The organism is Agrobacterium sp., assembly GCF_059499945.1.
The window spans coordinates 497967-514493 of sequence record NZ_JCABZP010000014.1; the positions used below are offsets into that span (position 1 = coordinate 497967).

At 60.7% G+C, this 16527-nt stretch carries 14 protein-coding genes; 6 read left to right on the top strand and 8 right to left on the bottom strand.

Going from position 1 to position 16527, the window contains the following annotated elements; genetic code table 11:
- Positions 1-13: 13 nt before the first annotated feature.
- The 5 genes from edd to AC5I5B_RS14185 all read right to left on the bottom strand — a co-directional run bounded on the left by edd (position 14) and on the right by AC5I5B_RS14185 (position 7017).
- Positions 14-1834, bottom strand: a complete 1821-nt coding sequence (gene edd / locus AC5I5B_RS14165) for a phosphogluconate dehydratase (RefSeq protein WP_003503326.1) — start codon at positions 1832-1834, stop codon at positions 14-16.
- Positions 1835-1959: 125 nt separating this feature from the next.
- Positions 1960-2658 (bottom strand): 6-phosphogluconolactonase, encoded by a 699-nt coding sequence (gene pgl, locus AC5I5B_RS14170; protein ID WP_099086156.1) that lies wholly within the window; start codon positions 2656-2658, stop codon positions 1960-1962.
- Positions 2659-2668: 10 nt separating this feature from the next.
- On the bottom strand, positions 2669-4144 hold the full coding sequence (zwf, locus tag AC5I5B_RS14175; protein WP_026363666.1) for a glucose-6-phosphate dehydrogenase: 1476 nt from the start codon (positions 4142-4144) through the stop codon (positions 2669-2671).
- A 137-nt stretch (positions 4145-4281) separates the two neighbouring features.
- A complete protein-coding gene (locus tag AC5I5B_RS14180; RefSeq protein WP_060722910.1) occupies positions 4282-5568 on the bottom strand; it encodes an NAD(P)/FAD-dependent oxidoreductase in 1287 nt (428 codons plus the stop codon).
- 12 nt (positions 5569-5580) lie between these two features.
- The gene (locus AC5I5B_RS14185) at positions 5581-7017 is read right to left on the bottom strand and encodes a glutamine synthetase family protein (RefSeq protein WP_020010462.1); all 1437 of its coding nucleotides are present in this window, start codon (positions 7015-7017) and stop codon (positions 5581-5583) included.
- 123 nt (positions 7018-7140) lie between these two features.
- On the opposite strand from AC5I5B_RS14185, the gene AC5I5B_RS14190 reads away from it, so the two are divergent.
- Complete coding sequence (locus AC5I5B_RS14190) at positions 7141-8325, top strand: BaiN/RdsA family NAD(P)/FAD-dependent oxidoreductase (protein WP_111833705.1); 1185 nt, start codon at positions 7141-7143, stop codon at positions 8323-8325.
- A 109-nt stretch (positions 8326-8434) separates the two neighbouring features.
- On the opposite strand, the gene AC5I5B_RS14195 is transcribed toward AC5I5B_RS14190, so the two are convergent.
- Entirely contained in the window at positions 8435-8782 is a 348-nt protein-coding gene (locus AC5I5B_RS14195; RefSeq protein ID WP_111833704.1) for a hypothetical protein, read from the bottom strand.
- 86 nt (positions 8783-8868) lie between these two features.
- Between AC5I5B_RS14195 and AC5I5B_RS14200 the strand changes: the two genes are divergently transcribed.
- On the top strand, positions 8869-9741 hold the full coding sequence (locus tag AC5I5B_RS14200; protein ID WP_060722914.1) for a LysR family transcriptional regulator: 873 nt from the start codon (positions 8869-8871) through the stop codon (positions 9739-9741).
- 16 nt (positions 9742-9757) lie between these two features.
- Here the strand turns inward: AC5I5B_RS14200 and AC5I5B_RS14205 are convergent, their stop codons facing one another.
- Both AC5I5B_RS14205 and aceA read right to left on the bottom strand, forming a co-directional pair.
- Complete coding sequence (locus tag AC5I5B_RS14205; RefSeq protein WP_004432604.1) at positions 9758-10015, bottom strand: SMc00767 family acetate metabolism repressor; 258 nt, start codon at positions 10013-10015, stop codon at positions 9758-9760.
- Positions 10016-10099: 84 nt separating this feature from the next.
- The gene (aceA, locus tag AC5I5B_RS14210) at positions 10100-11389 is read right to left on the bottom strand and encodes an isocitrate lyase (protein ID WP_003503303.1); all 1290 of its coding nucleotides are present in this window, start codon (positions 11387-11389) and stop codon (positions 10100-10102) included.
- Positions 11390-11644: 255 nt separating this feature from the next.
- Here aceA and AC5I5B_RS14215 point away from each other — a divergent pair, with 255 nt between their 5' ends.
- The 4 genes from AC5I5B_RS14215 to AC5I5B_RS14230 all read left to right on the top strand — a co-directional run bounded on the left by AC5I5B_RS14215 (position 11645) and on the right by AC5I5B_RS14230 (position 16523).
- Positions 11645-13060 (top strand): helix-turn-helix domain-containing protein, encoded by a 1416-nt coding sequence (locus tag AC5I5B_RS14215; RefSeq protein ID WP_003503301.1) that lies wholly within the window; start codon positions 11645-11647, stop codon positions 13058-13060.
- Between the two features lie 152 nt (positions 13061-13212).
- A complete protein-coding gene (locus tag AC5I5B_RS14220; RefSeq protein ID WP_003503300.1) occupies positions 13213-14310 on the top strand; it encodes a polyamine ABC transporter substrate-binding protein in 1098 nt (365 codons plus the stop codon).
- Positions 14311-14445: 135 nt separating this feature from the next.
- A complete protein-coding gene (locus AC5I5B_RS14225; protein ID WP_111833703.1) occupies positions 14446-15603 on the top strand; it encodes an ABC transporter ATP-binding protein in 1158 nt (385 codons plus the stop codon).
- Between the two features lie 11 nt (positions 15604-15614).
- On the top strand, positions 15615-16523 hold the full coding sequence (locus AC5I5B_RS14230; protein WP_003503296.1) for an ABC transporter permease subunit: 909 nt from the start codon (positions 15615-15617) through the stop codon (positions 16521-16523).
- The last annotated feature ends 4 nt before the right edge of the window (positions 16524-16527 follow it).

The window sequence follows — 16527 nt, forward strand, 5'->3', positions numbered from 1 at the left end:
CGCCTCCACAAAATCAATGGAAGAGGACGCTGGCGCCCTGATCGGCCGGGCCGGCATTGCGGCGGAAGGGGGCGAAAAGTTCGCGGCCCATGCCCCATTCATTGCCGGAGAGGTCGGCGCGCGCCGGTTCGCGTTTTGCCAGCTCGGCGGCGGAAACCAGCACCTCGAGCGAGCCGGAAATGGCGTCGAGACGGATGATGTCGCCGTCGCGGATGAGCGAGATCGGCCCGCAATCGGAAGCCTCAGGCGTAACGTGGATGGCCGCCGGCACCTTGCCGGAGGCGCCGGACATGCGCCCATCGGTCACCAGCGCCACCTTGAAGCCGCGATCCTGCAGCACGCCAAGCGGCGGCGTCAGGCGGTGCAGTTCCGGCATGCCGTTGGCCTTCGGGCCCTGGAAGCGGACGACCGCAATGAAGTCGCGGTTGAGCTTGCCATCCTTGAACGCGTCCTGAAGCTCCTGCTGATCGTTAAAGACGATCGCCGGTGCCTCGATGATGTGGCGCTCCGGTTTGACGGCGGAAATCTTGATGACCGATTTGCCGAGATTGCCGGTCAGCATCTTCAGGCCGCCCGTCGGCTGGAACGGTGTTTCGACGCTGGAGAGAACCTTCGGATCATGGCTCTGCTCGGGGGAGGGCTGGCGGACAACTGCGCCCTTCTCATCAAGCATGGCATCCACGGTGTAAGCCTCTAGCCCCTGTCCGAAGACGGTGCGCACATCGTCATGCACGAAGCCCTGTTTCAGAAGCTGCTTGATGAGGAAACCCATGCCGCCGGCGGCGTGGAAATGGTTCACATCGGCAAGACCGTTGGGGTAAACGCGGGCGAGCAGCGGCACGATGTCCGAGAGATCGGAAATATCCTGCCAGGTAAGGATGATGCCGGCGGCGCGCGCCATGGCGATCAGATGCATGGTGTGGTTGGTGGAACCGCCCGTCGCATGCAGGCCGACGACGCCGTTGACAACAGACCTTTCATCGATCATCTCGCCGGCCGGGGTAAATTCATTGCCCTGCGCCGTAATCGCCAGTGCGCGCTTTGCAGCTTCACGCGTCAGCGCATCGCGCAGCGGCGTGCCGGGATTGATGAAGGAGGAACCGGGCATATGGAAGCCCATGATCTCCATCAGCATCTGGTTGGAATTGGCGGTGCCGTAGAAGGTGCAGGTGCCGGGACCGTGATAGGATTTCGATTCCGCTTCCAGCAGCTCGGCGCGGCCGACCTTGCCTTCCGCATAAAGCTGGCGGATGCGCGACTTCTCGTCATTCGGCAGGCCCGATGTCATCGGGCCGGCAGGAACGAAGACGGCGGGCAGGTGACCGAAGGCGAGTGCGGCAATGACGAGGCCGGGCACGATCTTGTCGCAGACGCCGAGATAGACGGCGGCGTCGAACATGTTATGCGACAGGCCGATGCCGGCCGCCATGGCGATGGCGTCGCGGGAAAACAGCGAAAGCTCCATGCCGGGCTGGCCCTGGGTTACACCGTCGCACATGGCGGGAACCGCGCCCGCCACCTGTGCTATGCCGCCCGCTTCTTTTGCCGCATCGCGGATGATCGCCGGGAAGGTCTCATAGGGCTGATGCGCCGAAAGCATGTCGTTATAGGCGGTGATGATGCCGAGATTGGGAACCCGGTCGCCGGCAAGGATGTCCTTGTCGGCGGGGGAACAGACGGCAAATCCATGCGCGAGATTGCCGCAGGACAGAACGGAACGGTGAACGCCTTTTGAAACCTGCAGCCGCAGCCGCTCGAGATAGGTCTCGCGGTAGGGCTTGGAACGTTCGACGATGCGGGCGGTGATGGCCTGAATGCGGGAATCGGCGGACATGGGCGTTCATCCTGTTCGTTGGTCGGCAACCGGCGTTCCGGGAGGTGAGCGGCCGGTTGTCGTGTTTCAGTCTTCATGTCTTCGGGCGCTTGTCGCGGGGCCGCAGAGGCGGCAACCGCGTTGGCTCATGGCGCCCAGTATATATCCACAGGCGTCTCGGCCCGGTTCAGCACGGCGCGGATCGGCATTTCATCCTCATCCTCGCCAGACTGCGCCTTCTCCAGCGTCGCCTTCTTGGCCGCACCTTCGATATGCAGCACGAGGAAATCGGCATCGTGCAGGCTGGAGAAGTTGAAGGTCAACCGCTCCTCTCCCGCATTCTCCGCCGCCATGGTCAGGACGCCGCGCGGTTCATCAAGGTCGAGCGCTTCGTAGAGATTGTCTCCACCGGGGAAGAACGATGCCGTATGGCCATCCGTTCCCATGCCGAGAATGACGACATCGAAGGGATCGCAGATCGCCTCGGTCTTGACGGTCGCAAGCGTCGCCGCATCCTCGGGCGAGGCCGCCGGCTGGAACAGCGGCACGAAATAGGCCGACTTCGCCTTGTCCTGCAGCAGGTTCTCCGCAACGAGACGGTGGTTCGAACGGTCGCTTTCCGGTGGCACGAAACGTTCGTCCACCAGCGTCACGCTGATATTCGGCCAGTCGAGATCGTGTTTGGAAAGCGCCTGAAAGAACAGCTTGGGCGTCGAACCGCCGGATACGGCGATGCTCGCCGTACCGCGATCCTTCGTTGCCGCATCAAGGCGTTTGGCAACCTCCGCCGCAAGCGCGGTTGCCAGTTCGGCGGCGGTGTCGAAGACGTGGATCGTTTCGCTCATCGGTGCGCCCTCAATCGGCATCGTGCCAGGTGCGACCGTCACGCTCGATCAGTGCGATCGAGCCGCTCGGGCCCCAGGTGCCAGCGGTATAACCCTGCACGCCCTGTCCCAGCTCTTCCCAGCTCTTGAGAATGGGATCGATCCAGTCCCACGCGGCCTCGACCTCGTCGCGGCGCATGAACAGCGTCTGGTTGGAGCGGATGGTGTCCATCAACAGCCGCTCATAGGCATCGGGGCTGCGTACGTTGAAGGCTTCGGCAAAGCTCATGTCCAGCGAAACCTGACGCAGGCGCATGCCGCCCGGGCCGGGGTCCTTGATGAGGAGCGACTGTTTGACGCCTTCATCCGGCTGCAGGCGAATGACCAGCTTGTTGGCCTCGATCTTGCCGGCCGCATCGTCGAAGATCGAATGCGGGATCTGCTTGAAGGTGACGACGATTTCCGAAACGCGGGTCGCAAGTCGCTTGCCGGTGCGGATGTAGAAGGGAACGCCGGCCCAGCGCCAGTTGGCGATTTCAGCTTTGATGGCGACAAAGGTTTCGGTGTTGGAAACGCCGCCTTCGAGCTCTTCCAGATAGCCCTTGACCGGGCCACCTGCGGAAGCGCCAGCGCGGTACTGGCCGCGCACAGTCAGCTTTTCGACGTTGCTGGTGTCGATCGGCTTCAGCGAGCGCAGGACCTTCAGCTTCTCGTCGCGCACCGCCTCCGATTTCATGGAAGCGGGCGGTTCCATGGCGACGAGGCAAAGCAATTGCAGAATGTGGTTCTGCACCATGTCGCGCAGCGCGCCGGCCTTGTCGTAATAACCGGCGCGGCCTTCGAGGCCCACCGCTTCGGCAACGGTGATCTGGACGTGGTCGATATGGGCGGAATTCCACAGCGGCTCATAAAGCGCGTTGGCGAAACGCAGCGCCATCAGGTTCTGCACCGTCTCCTTGCCGAGATAGTGGTCGATACGGAAGATCTGCTCTTCCTTGAAGACGTGACCGATCGTGTCGTTGAGTTCCTGGGCAGAGGCCAGATCGCGGCCGATCGGCTTTTCAACGACGATGCGGGTCGAGCGGGTGATCAGCTTGTGTTCGCGGATCTTGTCGGCGATATCGCCGAAAATGCCCGGCGCGACAGCCAGATAGAAGGCGCGCACGCGCTCCTTGCCTTCGTCCAGCAGCTTCTTCAGCACGTCCCAGCCATTGTTGCCCTTGGCATCAACAGGCACGTAGAAAAGCCTGTTCAGGAACACGGCAACCTGTGCGTCGTCATATTCGCCGGCCTTCAGGTGCTCTTTCAGAGCGTCCTGCGCGAATTTGCGATATTCCTCATGGGTCATGACCGAACGCGACGCACCGATGATGCGGGTCGGCTCCGTGAACTGGCCTTCGACCTGCCGGTGATAAAGGGCCGGCAGAAGCTTGCGCTCGGCAAGATCGCCCGTGCCGCCGAAAACGACACAATCAAAAGGTTCAACAGGAATGATCTGACTGCTCATATCGATTCTCTCGATCTTCAAGGGTTGGGGGCATCAATAATCTAATCGATTTAAAAATGCCAGACTCAGTTATGTGAAATTATGAATTTTGCTTCCGCCAACTCGCCCGCCGCCGGTAACAGTCTATAAACATTGCCCTAAAACCTGTCTCGCAGCGCGTACCACGAGAGCGCCAGGAAAAGCAGCGGCGCACGCAGCGATGCCCCGCCGGGGAAAGACGGCACCTTCAGCCGTGCGAAGGGCGCCAGCATGTCCTTTTTGCCGAGAACCAGATCGGCATAGAGCTTGCCGCAATAATTCGACAGCATCACCCCATGGCCAGAATAACCGCCGATGGAAGTGACGCCGGGCATGACGTCGCGCACGAAGACCTTGCGCGGCAGGGTAATGCCGACGGAGCCGCCCCAGGAATGGGTGATTTCGACAGCCTTCAGCTCGGGATAAATCTCGGCGATCTGCCGGCGGATATGGCTGGAAATATCGCGTGGCGCATCGGCCGTATAGGCCTCGCGCCCGCCGAACAGCAGCCGGTTGTCAGCCGTCTTGCGGAAATAACGCACCACGAAGCGGGAATCGGCGACCGCTTCCTTGCCGGGGATGATATCAGGATAGGCGTCGAGCGGTGCGGTGGCGCCGATGAAGGAGCGGATCGGCATGATGTGGGCGGCCGTTACCGGTTCCAGATTGCCAATATAGGCATTGGTGGCGATCAGTACCCGCGGCGCGGTGATCGTGCCGAAGGGCGTCTCGATGATGGTCTTGCCGCCCGCCTGCCGGATGGACTTGGCGGGGGTCATCTCATAAATGGCGGCACCTGCCGCTTGCGCCGCCTTCGCCAGCCCGACCAGCAGCTTCAGCGGGTGAATGTGGCCGGTGCCGGTGTCGCGCGTGCCGCCGAAATAATGGGTGGAGCCGACGCGTTTGCGCGCTTCACCACGCTCCATATAGGAAATATGCGGATAGCCGTAGCGATTGTTCATCGCGTCCGCGCTTCTGCGATAATCGTCCTCGTAAGCCGCCTTGTGCGCCACATAGAGCTGCCCCGGCAGATATTCCATGTCGATGCCGCGGCTGCTTGCGAAATCGCGCACGTAATTCTTGGCGTCCTCGGCAATGTCGAACAGCAGCTTCGATTGCTCGAAGCCGATCTCGGCCTCCATTTCGTCCGGAAAGGAGCGCTGGCCGGTGCCGAACTGGCCGCCGTTGCGGCCGGAAGCGCCATCACCAAAACGATGCGCCTCGATGAGGGCGACGGAGACGCCGTTTTCGGCGAGGTTACAGGCGGCCTGAAGGCCGGTATAACCGCCGCCGATGATCGCGACATCAACTTGCTTCGATCCATCGAGGGCAGGATAGTCCGGCCGCTCGCCGACGGTTGCCTGATACCAGGAAATTCCCGGCGCAATCGGGCTTTGCCATGTCATGCTCGTGGTTCCTCACACGTTGAGAAGCAGGAACTCGCGCTCCCAGGGGCTGATGACCTGCATGAAGGTCTCGAACTCCCCGCGTTTCAGGCCCGCATAAAGGCCCACGAATTCATGGCCAAACACCCGCTCGAACTGTTCTTCGCCTTCCAGCAGCGCCACGGCCTCCAGAAGCCCGCGCGGCAGGTCGATGGAGCCTTCATTGGCCGTCTCGGCGGTCGGTTCGGTCGGTTCGATATTGTTGACGATGCCGAGCCAGCCGCAGCCGAGCGAGGCGGCAAGCGCGAGGTAGGGATTGGCGTCCGAACTCGGCAGGCGGTTTTCGACGCGCCGCGCCTGCGGGCCGGAAATCGGCACGCGGAAGGCGGTCGTGCGGTTGTCGTAACCCCAGGCATTGTTGACCGGGCAGGCCATATCAGGCGTCAGGCGGCGATAGGAATTCACATATGGCGCGAGCATGACAAGCGCGTTCGGAACGTAACGCTGCATGCCGCCGACGAAGGAAAAGAACTCCTTGGAAGGGCCGCCATCCTTGTTCGAGAAAATATTGCGGCCGCTGTCGATTTCCACCACCGACTGGTGAATATGCATGGCCGAACCCGGCTGGCCCTGCATCGGCTTGGCCATGAAGGTAGCGTAGATGCCGTGCTTCAGCGCCGCCTCGCGGATGGTGCGCTTGAACAGGAAAACCTGATCGGCAAGCTCGATGGGGTCGCCGTGGCGCAGGTTGATCTCCAGCTGCGCCGGGCCTTCCTCGTGGATGAGCGTATCGATCTCGAGGCCCTGCTTTTCCGAGAAGTGATAGATATCGTCGATCAGCTCGTCGAACTCGTTGATGCCGGCGATGGAATAGCTCTGCCCGCCGACAATGGAGCGGCCGGACCGGCCCTTCGGCGGATGCAGCGGATAATCCGGGTCGTCATTCATGGCGACGAGGTAGAATTCGATTTCGGGTGCGACGACCGGCTTCCAGCCCTTTTCCGTATAAAGCGACAGCACGTTCTTCAGCACGTTGCGCGGCGTATAGGGAACGAAATTGCCTTCCGCATCCACGACGTCGCAGATCACCTGCGCGGTCGGGTCGCTCTCCCACGGCACGACGGAGAGTGTGGAAAGATCAGGCACCAGCTTCAGGTCGCTGTCGCGCGGCTCGTAACGGAAATTCGCGGTCTCATCAGGATATTCGCCTGAAATCGTATGGCGGTAGAGCGCGGAGGGCAGGGCAAGCGAGGTGTCGCCCGTGAACTTTGCCGTCGGCATCATCTTGCCGCGCGCAACGCCGGCAAGATCGGGGGTGATGCATTCTATGTCTTCGATACCGCGCGCCCTCAGCCATTGCGCGGCTTCGCGCCAGGAGGAAACGCCACGGGTGGAGGAGAGGTCGAGGGGAGGTGTCTTTGCCATGGTTGCCTGTTTCTTCGGGCGGAGCATGGTTTTCTTCGGGGGCATGTATCACCGGGTCTGTGTTTCGACTGGCGCCATCATAACCGTAGTTTGGCAATTGGCGAGGGGGAAAGCGCCATTGACAAGCGGCGGCACTTCGAAAAGAGGAAAGGAAACGGATCGGATGGAATGATGACAGAGAAATGTGACGTGCTGATTTTGGGGGCGGGCGCCGCCGGCATGATGTGCGCCATCCGCGCCGGCCAGCGCGGCCGCTCCGTCGTCATTCTCGACCATGCGAAGGCGCCGGGCGAAAAGATCCGCATCTCCGGCGGCGGCCGCTGCAACTTCACCAATATCCATGCCGGGCCGAAGAATTATCTCTCCGCCAATCCGCATTTCGCCAAATCCGCTCTCGCCCGTTATACGCCGCGCGATTTCATTGCCCTTGTCGAAAAACACCGCATCGCCTGGCATGAAAAGACGCTCGGCCAGCTTTTCTGTGACGACAGCGCCAAGGATATCATCCGCATGCTGCTTGGCGAAATGCAGGCGGTCAATGCGAAGCTGCGGCTCGAAACGTCAGTCTCGGCCGTCACCCATGACGGTGGGCGGTTTCGCGTCACGACATCAGGCGGCGTCATCGAGGCGGAAAGCGTCGTTGTGGCGACGGGCGGTAAGTCGATCCCGAAAATGGGCGCGACCGGTTTCGCCTACCAGATCGCCGAGCAATTCGGCCTCAAGCTCATCGAGACGCGCCCCGGTCTCGTGCCGCTGACGCTCGATCCCGCTTTGCTGGAAAAGCTGAGCCCGCTTGCCGGCGTCGCGGTTCCGGCTGAGGTTTCCCATGGCAAGACCTCGTTTGAGGAAGCGCTGCTCTTCACCCATCGCGGTTTGAGCGGGCCCTCGATCCTGCAAATCTCATCCTACTGGCGCGAGGGTGATGTGGTCAGCCTGAAGCTTGAGCCGCATCGCGATATAGCCGCGCTTCTGAAGCAGGCGAAACAGAAGAACGGTCGGCAGTCACCCCAGACCGCTTTGTCGGAAATCCTGCCGAAGCGTCTTGCCCAGCATGTCGTCGAACAATCCGGCCTCACCGGCCATCTGGCCGATATGTCCGACAAGGTGCTGGCGAAGCTTGCGGGCGAGGTGCAGGACTGGCAGATCAAGCCCGCCGGTTCCGAAGGTTATCGCACGGCGGAAGTCACACTCGGCGGGGTGGATACGACCGGCCTCGATTCCCGCAGCATGGCGGCGAAATCCGTGGCCGGGCTTTATTTCATTGGCGAATGTGTTGATGTGACCGGATGGCTCGGCGGTTATAATTTCCAGTGGGCCTGGGCCTCTGGTCAGGCGGCAGGCGAATTCGCCTGAGACCTTACCCGTTAAGACCTTGTTAACGGGCGTGGGGTCATCCTGACCAGATGCCAGCAAAGCCGGATCGCCCTATGATCCCGCTGCACATGAAGTCATGCTGGACGCCTTAACAGGGCATGGGTCGGTTGAGTTTTTCGTCAGGAACCCGCGCATGAACAGAACAGCACATCGCCGCCCTCGCGCCATTGCCATCGCCCGCGCCCAAAGCGAGAGCCGGCAGCTGGCCTTTCGCCTGAGCCTTATCGCAGCCGGTGCTATGGCAGCCCTGATCGCCCTCTTTTATTGATCGGCGGCTCGTCGTCTTCATCAAGCCGATGACTGTGCGGAAAAACCGCCACGGCCGAGATGCCTCGGCCATATCGGCATAAAATTTCTCTTCCTGCAGAATGGCTTCGCGCCGCGTGCGCGGTTGCTGGTTTTCGATGATGGCCCGTGCTGCAAAAATCGCATGCATGTCGCTCTCCTTCTAATGCGGAGGGGCCATGATGCGCGCCGTTTTTTGATTTATCTGCGCAAGAAAATGCGCTACATTTTTCATCCATGAAAAACGTCACCTGGGATTCCTACCAGCTTTTCCTCGATGTGTCACGCAGCGGCGGCCTGACCGGGGCCGCGGTGATAACGGGTTTGAGCCCCGCGACCATCGGACGGCGCATGATCGAACTGGAGGAGCGTATCGGCAAGGCTCTGTTTCTGCGCAGCCAGACGGGATACGCCCTGACGGCGGATGGCCGTGCGCTGTTCGACCGGCTTATGGCAATGGAGAATGCAGCCAGGGATATCGAGGGATGGCAGAAGGCGTCGTCCGCCTCATCCGTGGTGCGCATCGCCGTCGGCACCTGGAACGCCTGGCTGCTGACCGGCAACTTCTCCGCCATCTGCACCGACCGCGACGATTTCCGCATCGATCTTTTCATTGCCGAACAGAGGGCGTCTCTGGCGCATCGCGAGAATGACATCGGCATTCGCGCTTTCGAGCCGCAGGAAAAGAACCTCGCCGCCATCAAGACGGGAGAGGTGGCTTATGCGCCCTACAGGCTGCGCAACGCCGCCACTGCCGTCGCCGACCGCTGGCTGGCGGTGGCGGAGGAAAACGCCATTTCAACCTATCTGCGCTGGCCGCATGAGAACCGCCGCAATGATATCGCGGTAACGGTGAACCGGCCGACGGCGCTTCTCGATCTTGTGCTGGCCGGGGCAGGCGTCGCCGTGCTTCCATGCTTCGTGGGCGATGCGGATGCGCGGCTTGCCCGGGAAGGTGACGAGATGGAAACCCTTCGCCACAATCAATGGATCGTCATGAACAATGACGATCGCCACCGCCGCGATATCAGGACGGTGGCGGATCGGATGACCCGTCTGATCAAGGGGCATTCCGATCTTTATGCCGGGCGCAAGAGCCGCCCGGCATAAAAGAAAGGCTGTCGCTTCAGGCGGCGTCACGCCCTTGCGCGACGATGACGGGAATCAGAAGATCTCCCCAGTTGCCGCCGCCGCCATGGTGGCGGGCCGAGCGGACCAGCTCGACGGAAACACCGGCCTCGACGGCTTTCATGACGGCCTGGTTGAGGCGGTGCAGATCATTGGCCAGCATGCGGATGGCGGCCTGCTGATCCTGCGTCATGGCGGAGGACTGCTCCTCGGCGCGTTCCTTGACGTGGGTCTTGATGGGGTTGTGGGCATTCATGGCATTTCTCCTCTCTTTATTGGTTGGGGTTCTTGATCCGGTTTGCAAGCCCTTCCCGTCACCGGGAAGGGCGTTTTTTGAGGTTTATTCGGCCGCAGGGCGGAACTGGTCGTGCTCGGTGGATTCCTTCATGGCTGTCGTCGAAGACGTGCCGCCGGAGATTGCGAGCGACACGGCGTCGAAATAGCCGGTGCCGACTTCGCGCTGGTGTTTGGTGGCGGTGTAACCATTGGCCTCTGCTGCGAATTCCGCTTCCTGAAGCTCGGAATAAGCCGCCATCTGCCGGTCCTTGTAACCGCGCGCCAGTTCGAACATGCCGAAATTCAGCTGGTGGAAACCGGCGAGCGTAATGAACTGGAACTTGTAGCCCATTGCGCCCAGTTCCCGCTGGAACTTGGCAATCGTCGCGTCGTCGAGGTTCTTTTTCCAGTTGAACGACGGCGAGCAATTGTAGGCGAGCTTCTTGCCGGGATGCACCTTGTGCACGCCTTCCGCAAACCTGCGCGCCTGCTCGAGATCCGGCTTTGATGTCTCGCACCAGATCAGGTCGCAATAGGGTGCATAGGCCACCGCGCGGGCAATACAGGGCTCAAGACCGTTCTTGACCTGATAAAAGCCCTCGACGGTGCGGCCGGCATCGTAATCCACGAAGGGACGGTCGCGCTCATCGATATCGGAGGTCAGAAGCTTGGCGGCCTCCGCATCCGTGCGGGCGATGACCAGCGTTGGCACACCCATGACGTCAGCCGCAAGCCGCGCCGCCGTGAGGTTGCGGATATGCGCCGCCGTCGGGATCAGGACCTTGCCGCCGAGATGGCCGCACTTCTTTTCCGATGCCAGCTGGTCTTCATAGTGAACACCCGCCGCACCCGCCTCGATGAAGGCCTTCATGATTTCGAAAGCGTTGAGCGGCCCGCCGAAACCGGCCTCCGCATCGGCAACGATCGGCGCGAACCAGGTATCGACCGAAAGGCCCTTGCCCTCCGCCGTCTCGATCTGGTCGGCGCGCTGCAGGGTGCGGTTGATGCGCTTTGCAAGCTCCGGCGCCGCATTGGCGGGATAAAGCGACTGGTCCGGATACATGGCCGACGCCGTATTGGCATCCGCCGCAACCTGCCAGCCCGAGAGATAGATCGCCTTCAGCCCGGCGCGAACCATCTGCATGGCCTGGTTGCCGGAAAGCGCGCCGAGCGCATTGACGAAATTTTCCTCGTTGATCAGCTTCCACAGCCGGTTCGCGCCCATTTCGGCCAGCGAATGGCGGATTTCGACGGAGCCGCGCAGCCGCTCCACATCCGCGGCGGTGTAAGTGCGCTCGATGCCGTCGAAGCGTCCCTGCGGTGCACCCGGAACAAGTTTGTAAAAATCCGTCATACTTCTCTCTCCCTTGACAAATGCCGTTTCGGAAACGCGCTGCCTTCAACTTTGTGAAGCGCCGTTCGATGTGACTACATTTACATTTTTGGAGATTTGAGCGCCAGAACAAACATAAAAACAGTGACTTGAAAGAGGTTATCCTGTAGGATGCATGACAGGGTGGAGCTGTAAAATTGTAAATTTTGTAAAAGCTATTCACCCCGAGAGTTTGTAACAGGCTTGTATGAGTCGTCGGGATGGAGAGGCAAGACGGTGTCGGAAAACAAGATTTTTGCAGGCCCGCGCGTGCGCCGCATTCGCAATGGGCTGGGGCTGACGCAGACGGCCATGGCCGAGGCGCTGGCGATTTCGCCGTCCTATCTCAATCTCATCGAGCGCAACCAGCGACCGCTGACCGTGCAGCTGCTTTTGAAGCTCGCCTCTGTCTATAAGGTCGATCTTGATGATCTGCAGGGCGAGAGCGCCGGTTCCGCCGGACAATTGCGTGAAGTCTTCGCCGATCCGCTGCTGGTGGGTGAGGTGCCGTCGCCGCAGGAGCTGATCGAGGTCGCAGATGCGGCGCCCAATGCGGCAAGCGGTGTCCTCAAGCTTTACCGGGCCTACCGGGAACAGGCGCAGCGCCTTTCCGACCTTTCCGATCTTCTGGCGCGGGAAGGGCACGAAACGGCGCTCTCCTCCACCCGCCTGCCGATCGACGAGGTGCGGCATGTCTTTGAAAACCGGTCGGCCTATTTCCACGCCATCGATGCGGCGGCGGAAGAGCTCCATAAACAATTGGCGGCGGGCGATGATCTCGCCTCCGGGCTGAGGGCATGGCTGCAGAAAAACCACGGTATCGTGGTCAGAACCTTGCCTGTACACGCCATGCCGAACCTCAGGAGGCGTTATGACCGCCATTCGATGCGGCTGTTTTTATCCGAGCGCCTGTCGCAGCCGGATCAGCTGAGGGAAATGGCCATGGAGACCTGTCTTCTGGCCCTTCGCGAAGAGATAGGCGCGGAGCTTGACGGGCTTGGTTTGAAAGGGGAGGAGGCAAAGCGCATCGCCCGCTTCGAGCTGGCGCGTTATGCCGCCCATGCCCTGATGATGCCTTATGGCGCATTCCTTGCTGCCGCCCAGCGCGCGAAATACGATCTTGATGTTTTGCGGTCGCGCTTCAACGTGTCGTTCGAGCAGGCCGCCAATCGCCTCGTCAGCCTGCAACGGCCAACGGCTGCGGCAATACCGTTTTTCCTGATGGAGATCGACAATGCCGGCAACCGGTTCCGCCTCGCAGGGGCCGGTGGTTTTCCGAGGGCGCGGTTCGGCGGCCTCTGTCCGCGGCTTAATATCCATGCCGCCTTCGCCCAGCCGGGGCAGGTGCTGGTGGAGGCGGTGGAGATGCCTGACGGTGATGCCTTCCTCACGGTTTCGCGCACACTGGAAGGCCCGCAGGCGGGTTTCGGCGAGAGGGTGCGGCGAACGGCCGTGCTTGTCGGTTGCGATCTCGCTCAGGCGGGAGAGACGGTCTATGGCCCAGCCGCCTCGGGTGCGTCGCCCGTTGCCGTCGGCCCCTCGTGCCGGCTGTGCGAAAGGCAGGGCTGTCTGTCGCGCGCCGAAGCGCCGCTGACACGGCCGCTGGGGCTGGATGAAATGGTGACCGGCCTTAGTGTTTTCGACTTCCAGTAGGTGTTTCCATCCGCTTTTTTGCGGCCGGAACACATTTGGTTGAAAATGCTGTGCTGCACATTTCCCGCTTGCTCCCTTTTGTTTTCCTTTCTAGTCTCTCCAAAAAAAGGGGATCACGCTTCCACCGTGAGGATGCGTTAACAGGAGACATCATGAAAAACCGTTCTCTCCGTCTGACCTTGGCTCTCACCACCGCGCTCGTTGCAGCAGGCTCGGCAATGGCCCAGGAGAAGGTCGTCCACGTCTATAACTGGTCGGATTATATCGACGAATCGATCCTTACCGATTTCACCAAGGAAACCGGTATCAAGGTCGTCTATGACGTGTTCGACAGCAACGAACTTGTGGAAACCAAGCTTCTGGCCGGCAGCTCCGGTTATGATGTCGTGGTGCCGACCGGCCCCTTCCTTGCCCGCCAGATCAATGCCGGCGTGTTCCAGAAACTCGACAAGTCCAAGTTGCCGAATCTGAAGAACCTGTGGCCCGAGGTCTCCGAGCGTCTGGCGAAATACGACCCCGGCAACGAATATGCCGTGAACTACATGTGGGGCACCACCGGCATCGGTTATAACGTCGCCAAGGTGAAGGCTGCGCTTGGCGATGTTCCCGTCGATAGCTGGGATATTCTCTTCAAGCCGGAAAATGCCGAAAAGCTGAAATCCTGCGGTATCAATATTCTCGATGCGTCGGACGAAACCTTCGCCATCGCCATGAATTATCTCGGCAAGAATCCCGACAGCAAGGAAACGGCCGACCTGGAAGCCGGTGGCGAGGTCTATTCGAAGATCCGTCCTTTTGTGAAGACCTTCAACTCCTCCGCCTATATCGACGAACTCGCGAATGGCGACAGCTGCATCACCATCGGCTGGTCGGGCGATATCCTGCAGGCGAAGAGCCGTGCCGAGGAAGCCAAGAACGGCGTCGAGGTGAACTACATCATCCCGAAGGAAGGCACCTATATGTGGTTCGACAACCTTGCCATCCCCGCGGATGCCAAGAATGTCGAGGAAGCCCACACCTTCATCAACTATCTGATGCGGCCGGAAGTCATCGCCAAGGCGTCCAACTACGTTCAGTATGCCAATGGCAACCTCGCTTCGCAGGCGCTGATGGATGAGTCCGTTGCCAAGAACCCGGCTGTCTATCCCAATGCGGAGACTATGAAGAAGCTCTTCACCATCTCGCCCTACGGACCGAAGGAACAGCGCGTGCTGAACCGCGTCTGGACGCAGATCAAGACCGGCAGCTAAGACCTCCGCCCGCTGGTTGAGGAACGGCCGGCGGGCCTGTTTCTCAAATCCTTTGCCGGCAGGTCCCGCGACCTGCCGGTGTCGCCCGCCCCGAAGCATCGTTCGAAAGACCAACGGGATTTGAGGGTAGGGTGAATGGCGAAAACTCTAGGGCCGGTCAAACGCAAATTTAGCCCTTGGGACAATCCCGATGCGGTGCCCTTCATCCGCTTTGAAAACGTCACCAAACGTTTTGGCGATTTCGTCGCCGTCAATAATCTGACGCTCGATATTTACGAGCGCGAGTTCTTCTCGCTGCTTGGTCCCTCCGGCTGCGGCAAGACCACGCTGATGCGCATGCTCGCCGGTTTCGAGGAACCGACTGAGGGCCGCATCCTGCTGCAGGGAAAGGATATTTCCGGCGTTCCGCCCTATAAGCGCCCCACCAACATGATGTTCCAGTCCTATGCGCTTTTCCCGCATATGTCGGTGGAAAAGAACGTCGCTTTCGGTCTGGAGCAGGATGGTCTGCCCAAGGCGGACGTCGCCGCCCGCGTCGAGGAAATGCTGCGCCTCGTCAAGCTCACGGAATTCGCCAAGCGCAAGCCCAGCCAGCTTTCCGGCGGCCAGCGGCAGCGTGTGGCGCTCGCGCGTTCGCTTGCCAAGCGGCCGAAGGTGCTTCTTCTCGATGAGCCTCTCGGCGCGCTCGACAAGAAGCTGCGCGAAGAAACGCAGTTCGAGCTGATGGATATCCAGACCAATCTCGGCCTCACCTTCCTCATCGTCACCCATGACCAGGAAGAGGCGATGACGGTTTCGGACCGGATCGCTGTCATGGACAAAGGCAACGTCGTGCAGGTGGCGACACCGGCCGAGATTTACGAGGCACCGAACAGCCGTTACGTGGCCGACTTCATCGGCGACATCAATATTTTCGACGCGAAGGTCGTCGACAATGCCTCGGATATCGGCAAGCCCGGCCTGGTGACGCTGGATTGCGAAGGGCTGAAAGTGGCGGTGGAGCAGGAATGTGCTGCCGCGACCGGCAGTGAGGTCGCTTACGCCATCCGCCCGGAAAAGGTTCGCATCTCGCTAGACCAGCCCGCCGACAGCAGCGTCAACTCCGCCTATGGCGAGGTCTGGGATATCGGTTATCTCGGCGACTTCTCGGTCTTCATCGTCAAGCTTGCCGATGGCCGCGTCATCCGTGCAGCGCAGGCGAACGTCTCGCGTCTCGTGGATCGCCCGATCACCTTCGGCGACATGGTGTGGCTGAACTGGAGGCCGGATTCCGGCCTTGTCCTGACGCGCTGAGGGAGGCTTTCATGGCGATCACCACTCCCGAAAACCGGCAAAGCCCCTGGCGCTGGCTGGTTGTCGCGGTTCCCTATTTCTGGCTGCTGCTGTTTTTCGCAGCACCCTTCTTAATCATCTTCAAGATCTCGCTGTCGGATACGGCGATCTCCATGCCGCCCTATACGCCGGTCTTCGAAGGGTTTTCGAAGCTCGGCGAATTCTTTTCGCAGCTGGATTTCGAAAATTACCTGTTCCTGACGGAAGACCCGCTCTACATCGACGCCTATCTGTCGTCGCTGCGCATCGCCTTCATCTCCACCTTCCTGCTGCTGCTGATCGGTTATCCCATGGCGCTGGCGATGGCGCGCGCACCGTCATCCATTCGCCCGACGCTGGTGATGCTGGTGATCCTGCCGTTCTGGACTTCGTTCCTGATCCGCGTTTACGCCTGGATCGGCATTCTGAAGCCCGAAGGCCTGTTGACGGTGCTGTTCCAGTCGATCGGCCTTCTGGGGCCCGACCAGCAGGTCAACATCTTCCGCACCGAGACGGCGATCTTCATCGGCATTGTTTATTCCTATCTGCCCTTCATGGTGCTGCCGCTTTATTCGGCGCTGGAAAAGCTCGACAATACGCTCCTGGAAGCTGCTGCCGATCTTGGTTGCCCGCCATGGAAGGCCTTCTGGAAGATCACGTTTCCGCTCTCCCTGCCGGGCGTCGTAGCCGGGTCGATGATCTGCTTCATCCCGATAACGGGCGAGTTCGTCATCCCCGATCTCCTGGGCGGCGCGCAGACGCTGATGATCGGCAAGACGCTGTGGACGGAATTCTTCGGCAACCGCGACTGGCCTTTGGCATCCGCCGTCGCCGTGCTGCTTTTGCTGTTGCTGGTGGTGCCCATCGCCATCTTCCAGAACCAGCAGAAGAAGGTGGGGTGAGGCC

Coding starts and splice junctions, on each gene's coding strand:
- aceA (WP_003503303.1), bottom strand. CDS start 11,389: ATGACGGATTTTTACAAACTTGTTCCGGGTGCACCGCAGGGACGCTTC.
- AC5I5B_RS14190 (WP_111833705.1), top strand. CDS start 7,141: ATGATGACAGAGAAATGTGACGTGCTGATTTTGGGGGCGGGCGCCGCC.
- AC5I5B_RS14220 (WP_003503300.1), top strand. CDS start 13,213: ATGAAAAACCGTTCTCTCCGTCTGACCTTGGCTCTCACCACCGCGCTC.
- AC5I5B_RS14180 (WP_060722910.1), bottom strand. CDS start 5,568: ATGACATGGCAAAGCCCGATTGCGCCGGGAATTTCCTGGTATCAGGCA.
- AC5I5B_RS14200 (WP_060722914.1), top strand. CDS start 8,869: ATGAAAAACGTCACCTGGGATTCCTACCAGCTTTTCCTCGATGTGTCA.
- AC5I5B_RS14195 (WP_111833704.1), bottom strand. CDS start 8,782: ATGCATGCGATTTTTGCAGCACGGGCCATCATCGAAAACCAGCAACCG.
- AC5I5B_RS14225 (WP_111833703.1), top strand. CDS start 14,446: ATGGCGAAAACTCTAGGGCCGGTCAAACGCAAATTTAGCCCTTGGGAC.
- edd (WP_003503326.1), bottom strand. CDS start 1,834: ATGTCCGCCGATTCCCGCATTCAGGCCATCACCGCCCGCATCGTCGAA.
- pgl (WP_099086156.1), bottom strand. CDS start 2,658: ATGAGCGAAACGATCCACGTCTTCGACACCGCCGCCGAACTGGCAACC.
- zwf (WP_026363666.1), bottom strand. CDS start 4,144: ATGAGCAGTCAGATCATTCCTGTTGAACCTTTTGATTGTGTCGTTTTC.
- AC5I5B_RS14205 (WP_004432604.1), bottom strand. CDS start 10,015: ATGAATGCCCACAACCCCATCAAGACCCACGTCAAGGAACGCGCCGAG.
- AC5I5B_RS14185 (WP_020010462.1), bottom strand. CDS start 7,017: ATGCCCCCGAAGAAAACCATGCTCCGCCCGAAGAAACAGGCAACCATG.
- AC5I5B_RS14230 (WP_003503296.1), top strand. CDS start 15,615: ATGGCGATCACCACTCCCGAAAACCGGCAAAGCCCCTGGCGCTGGCTG.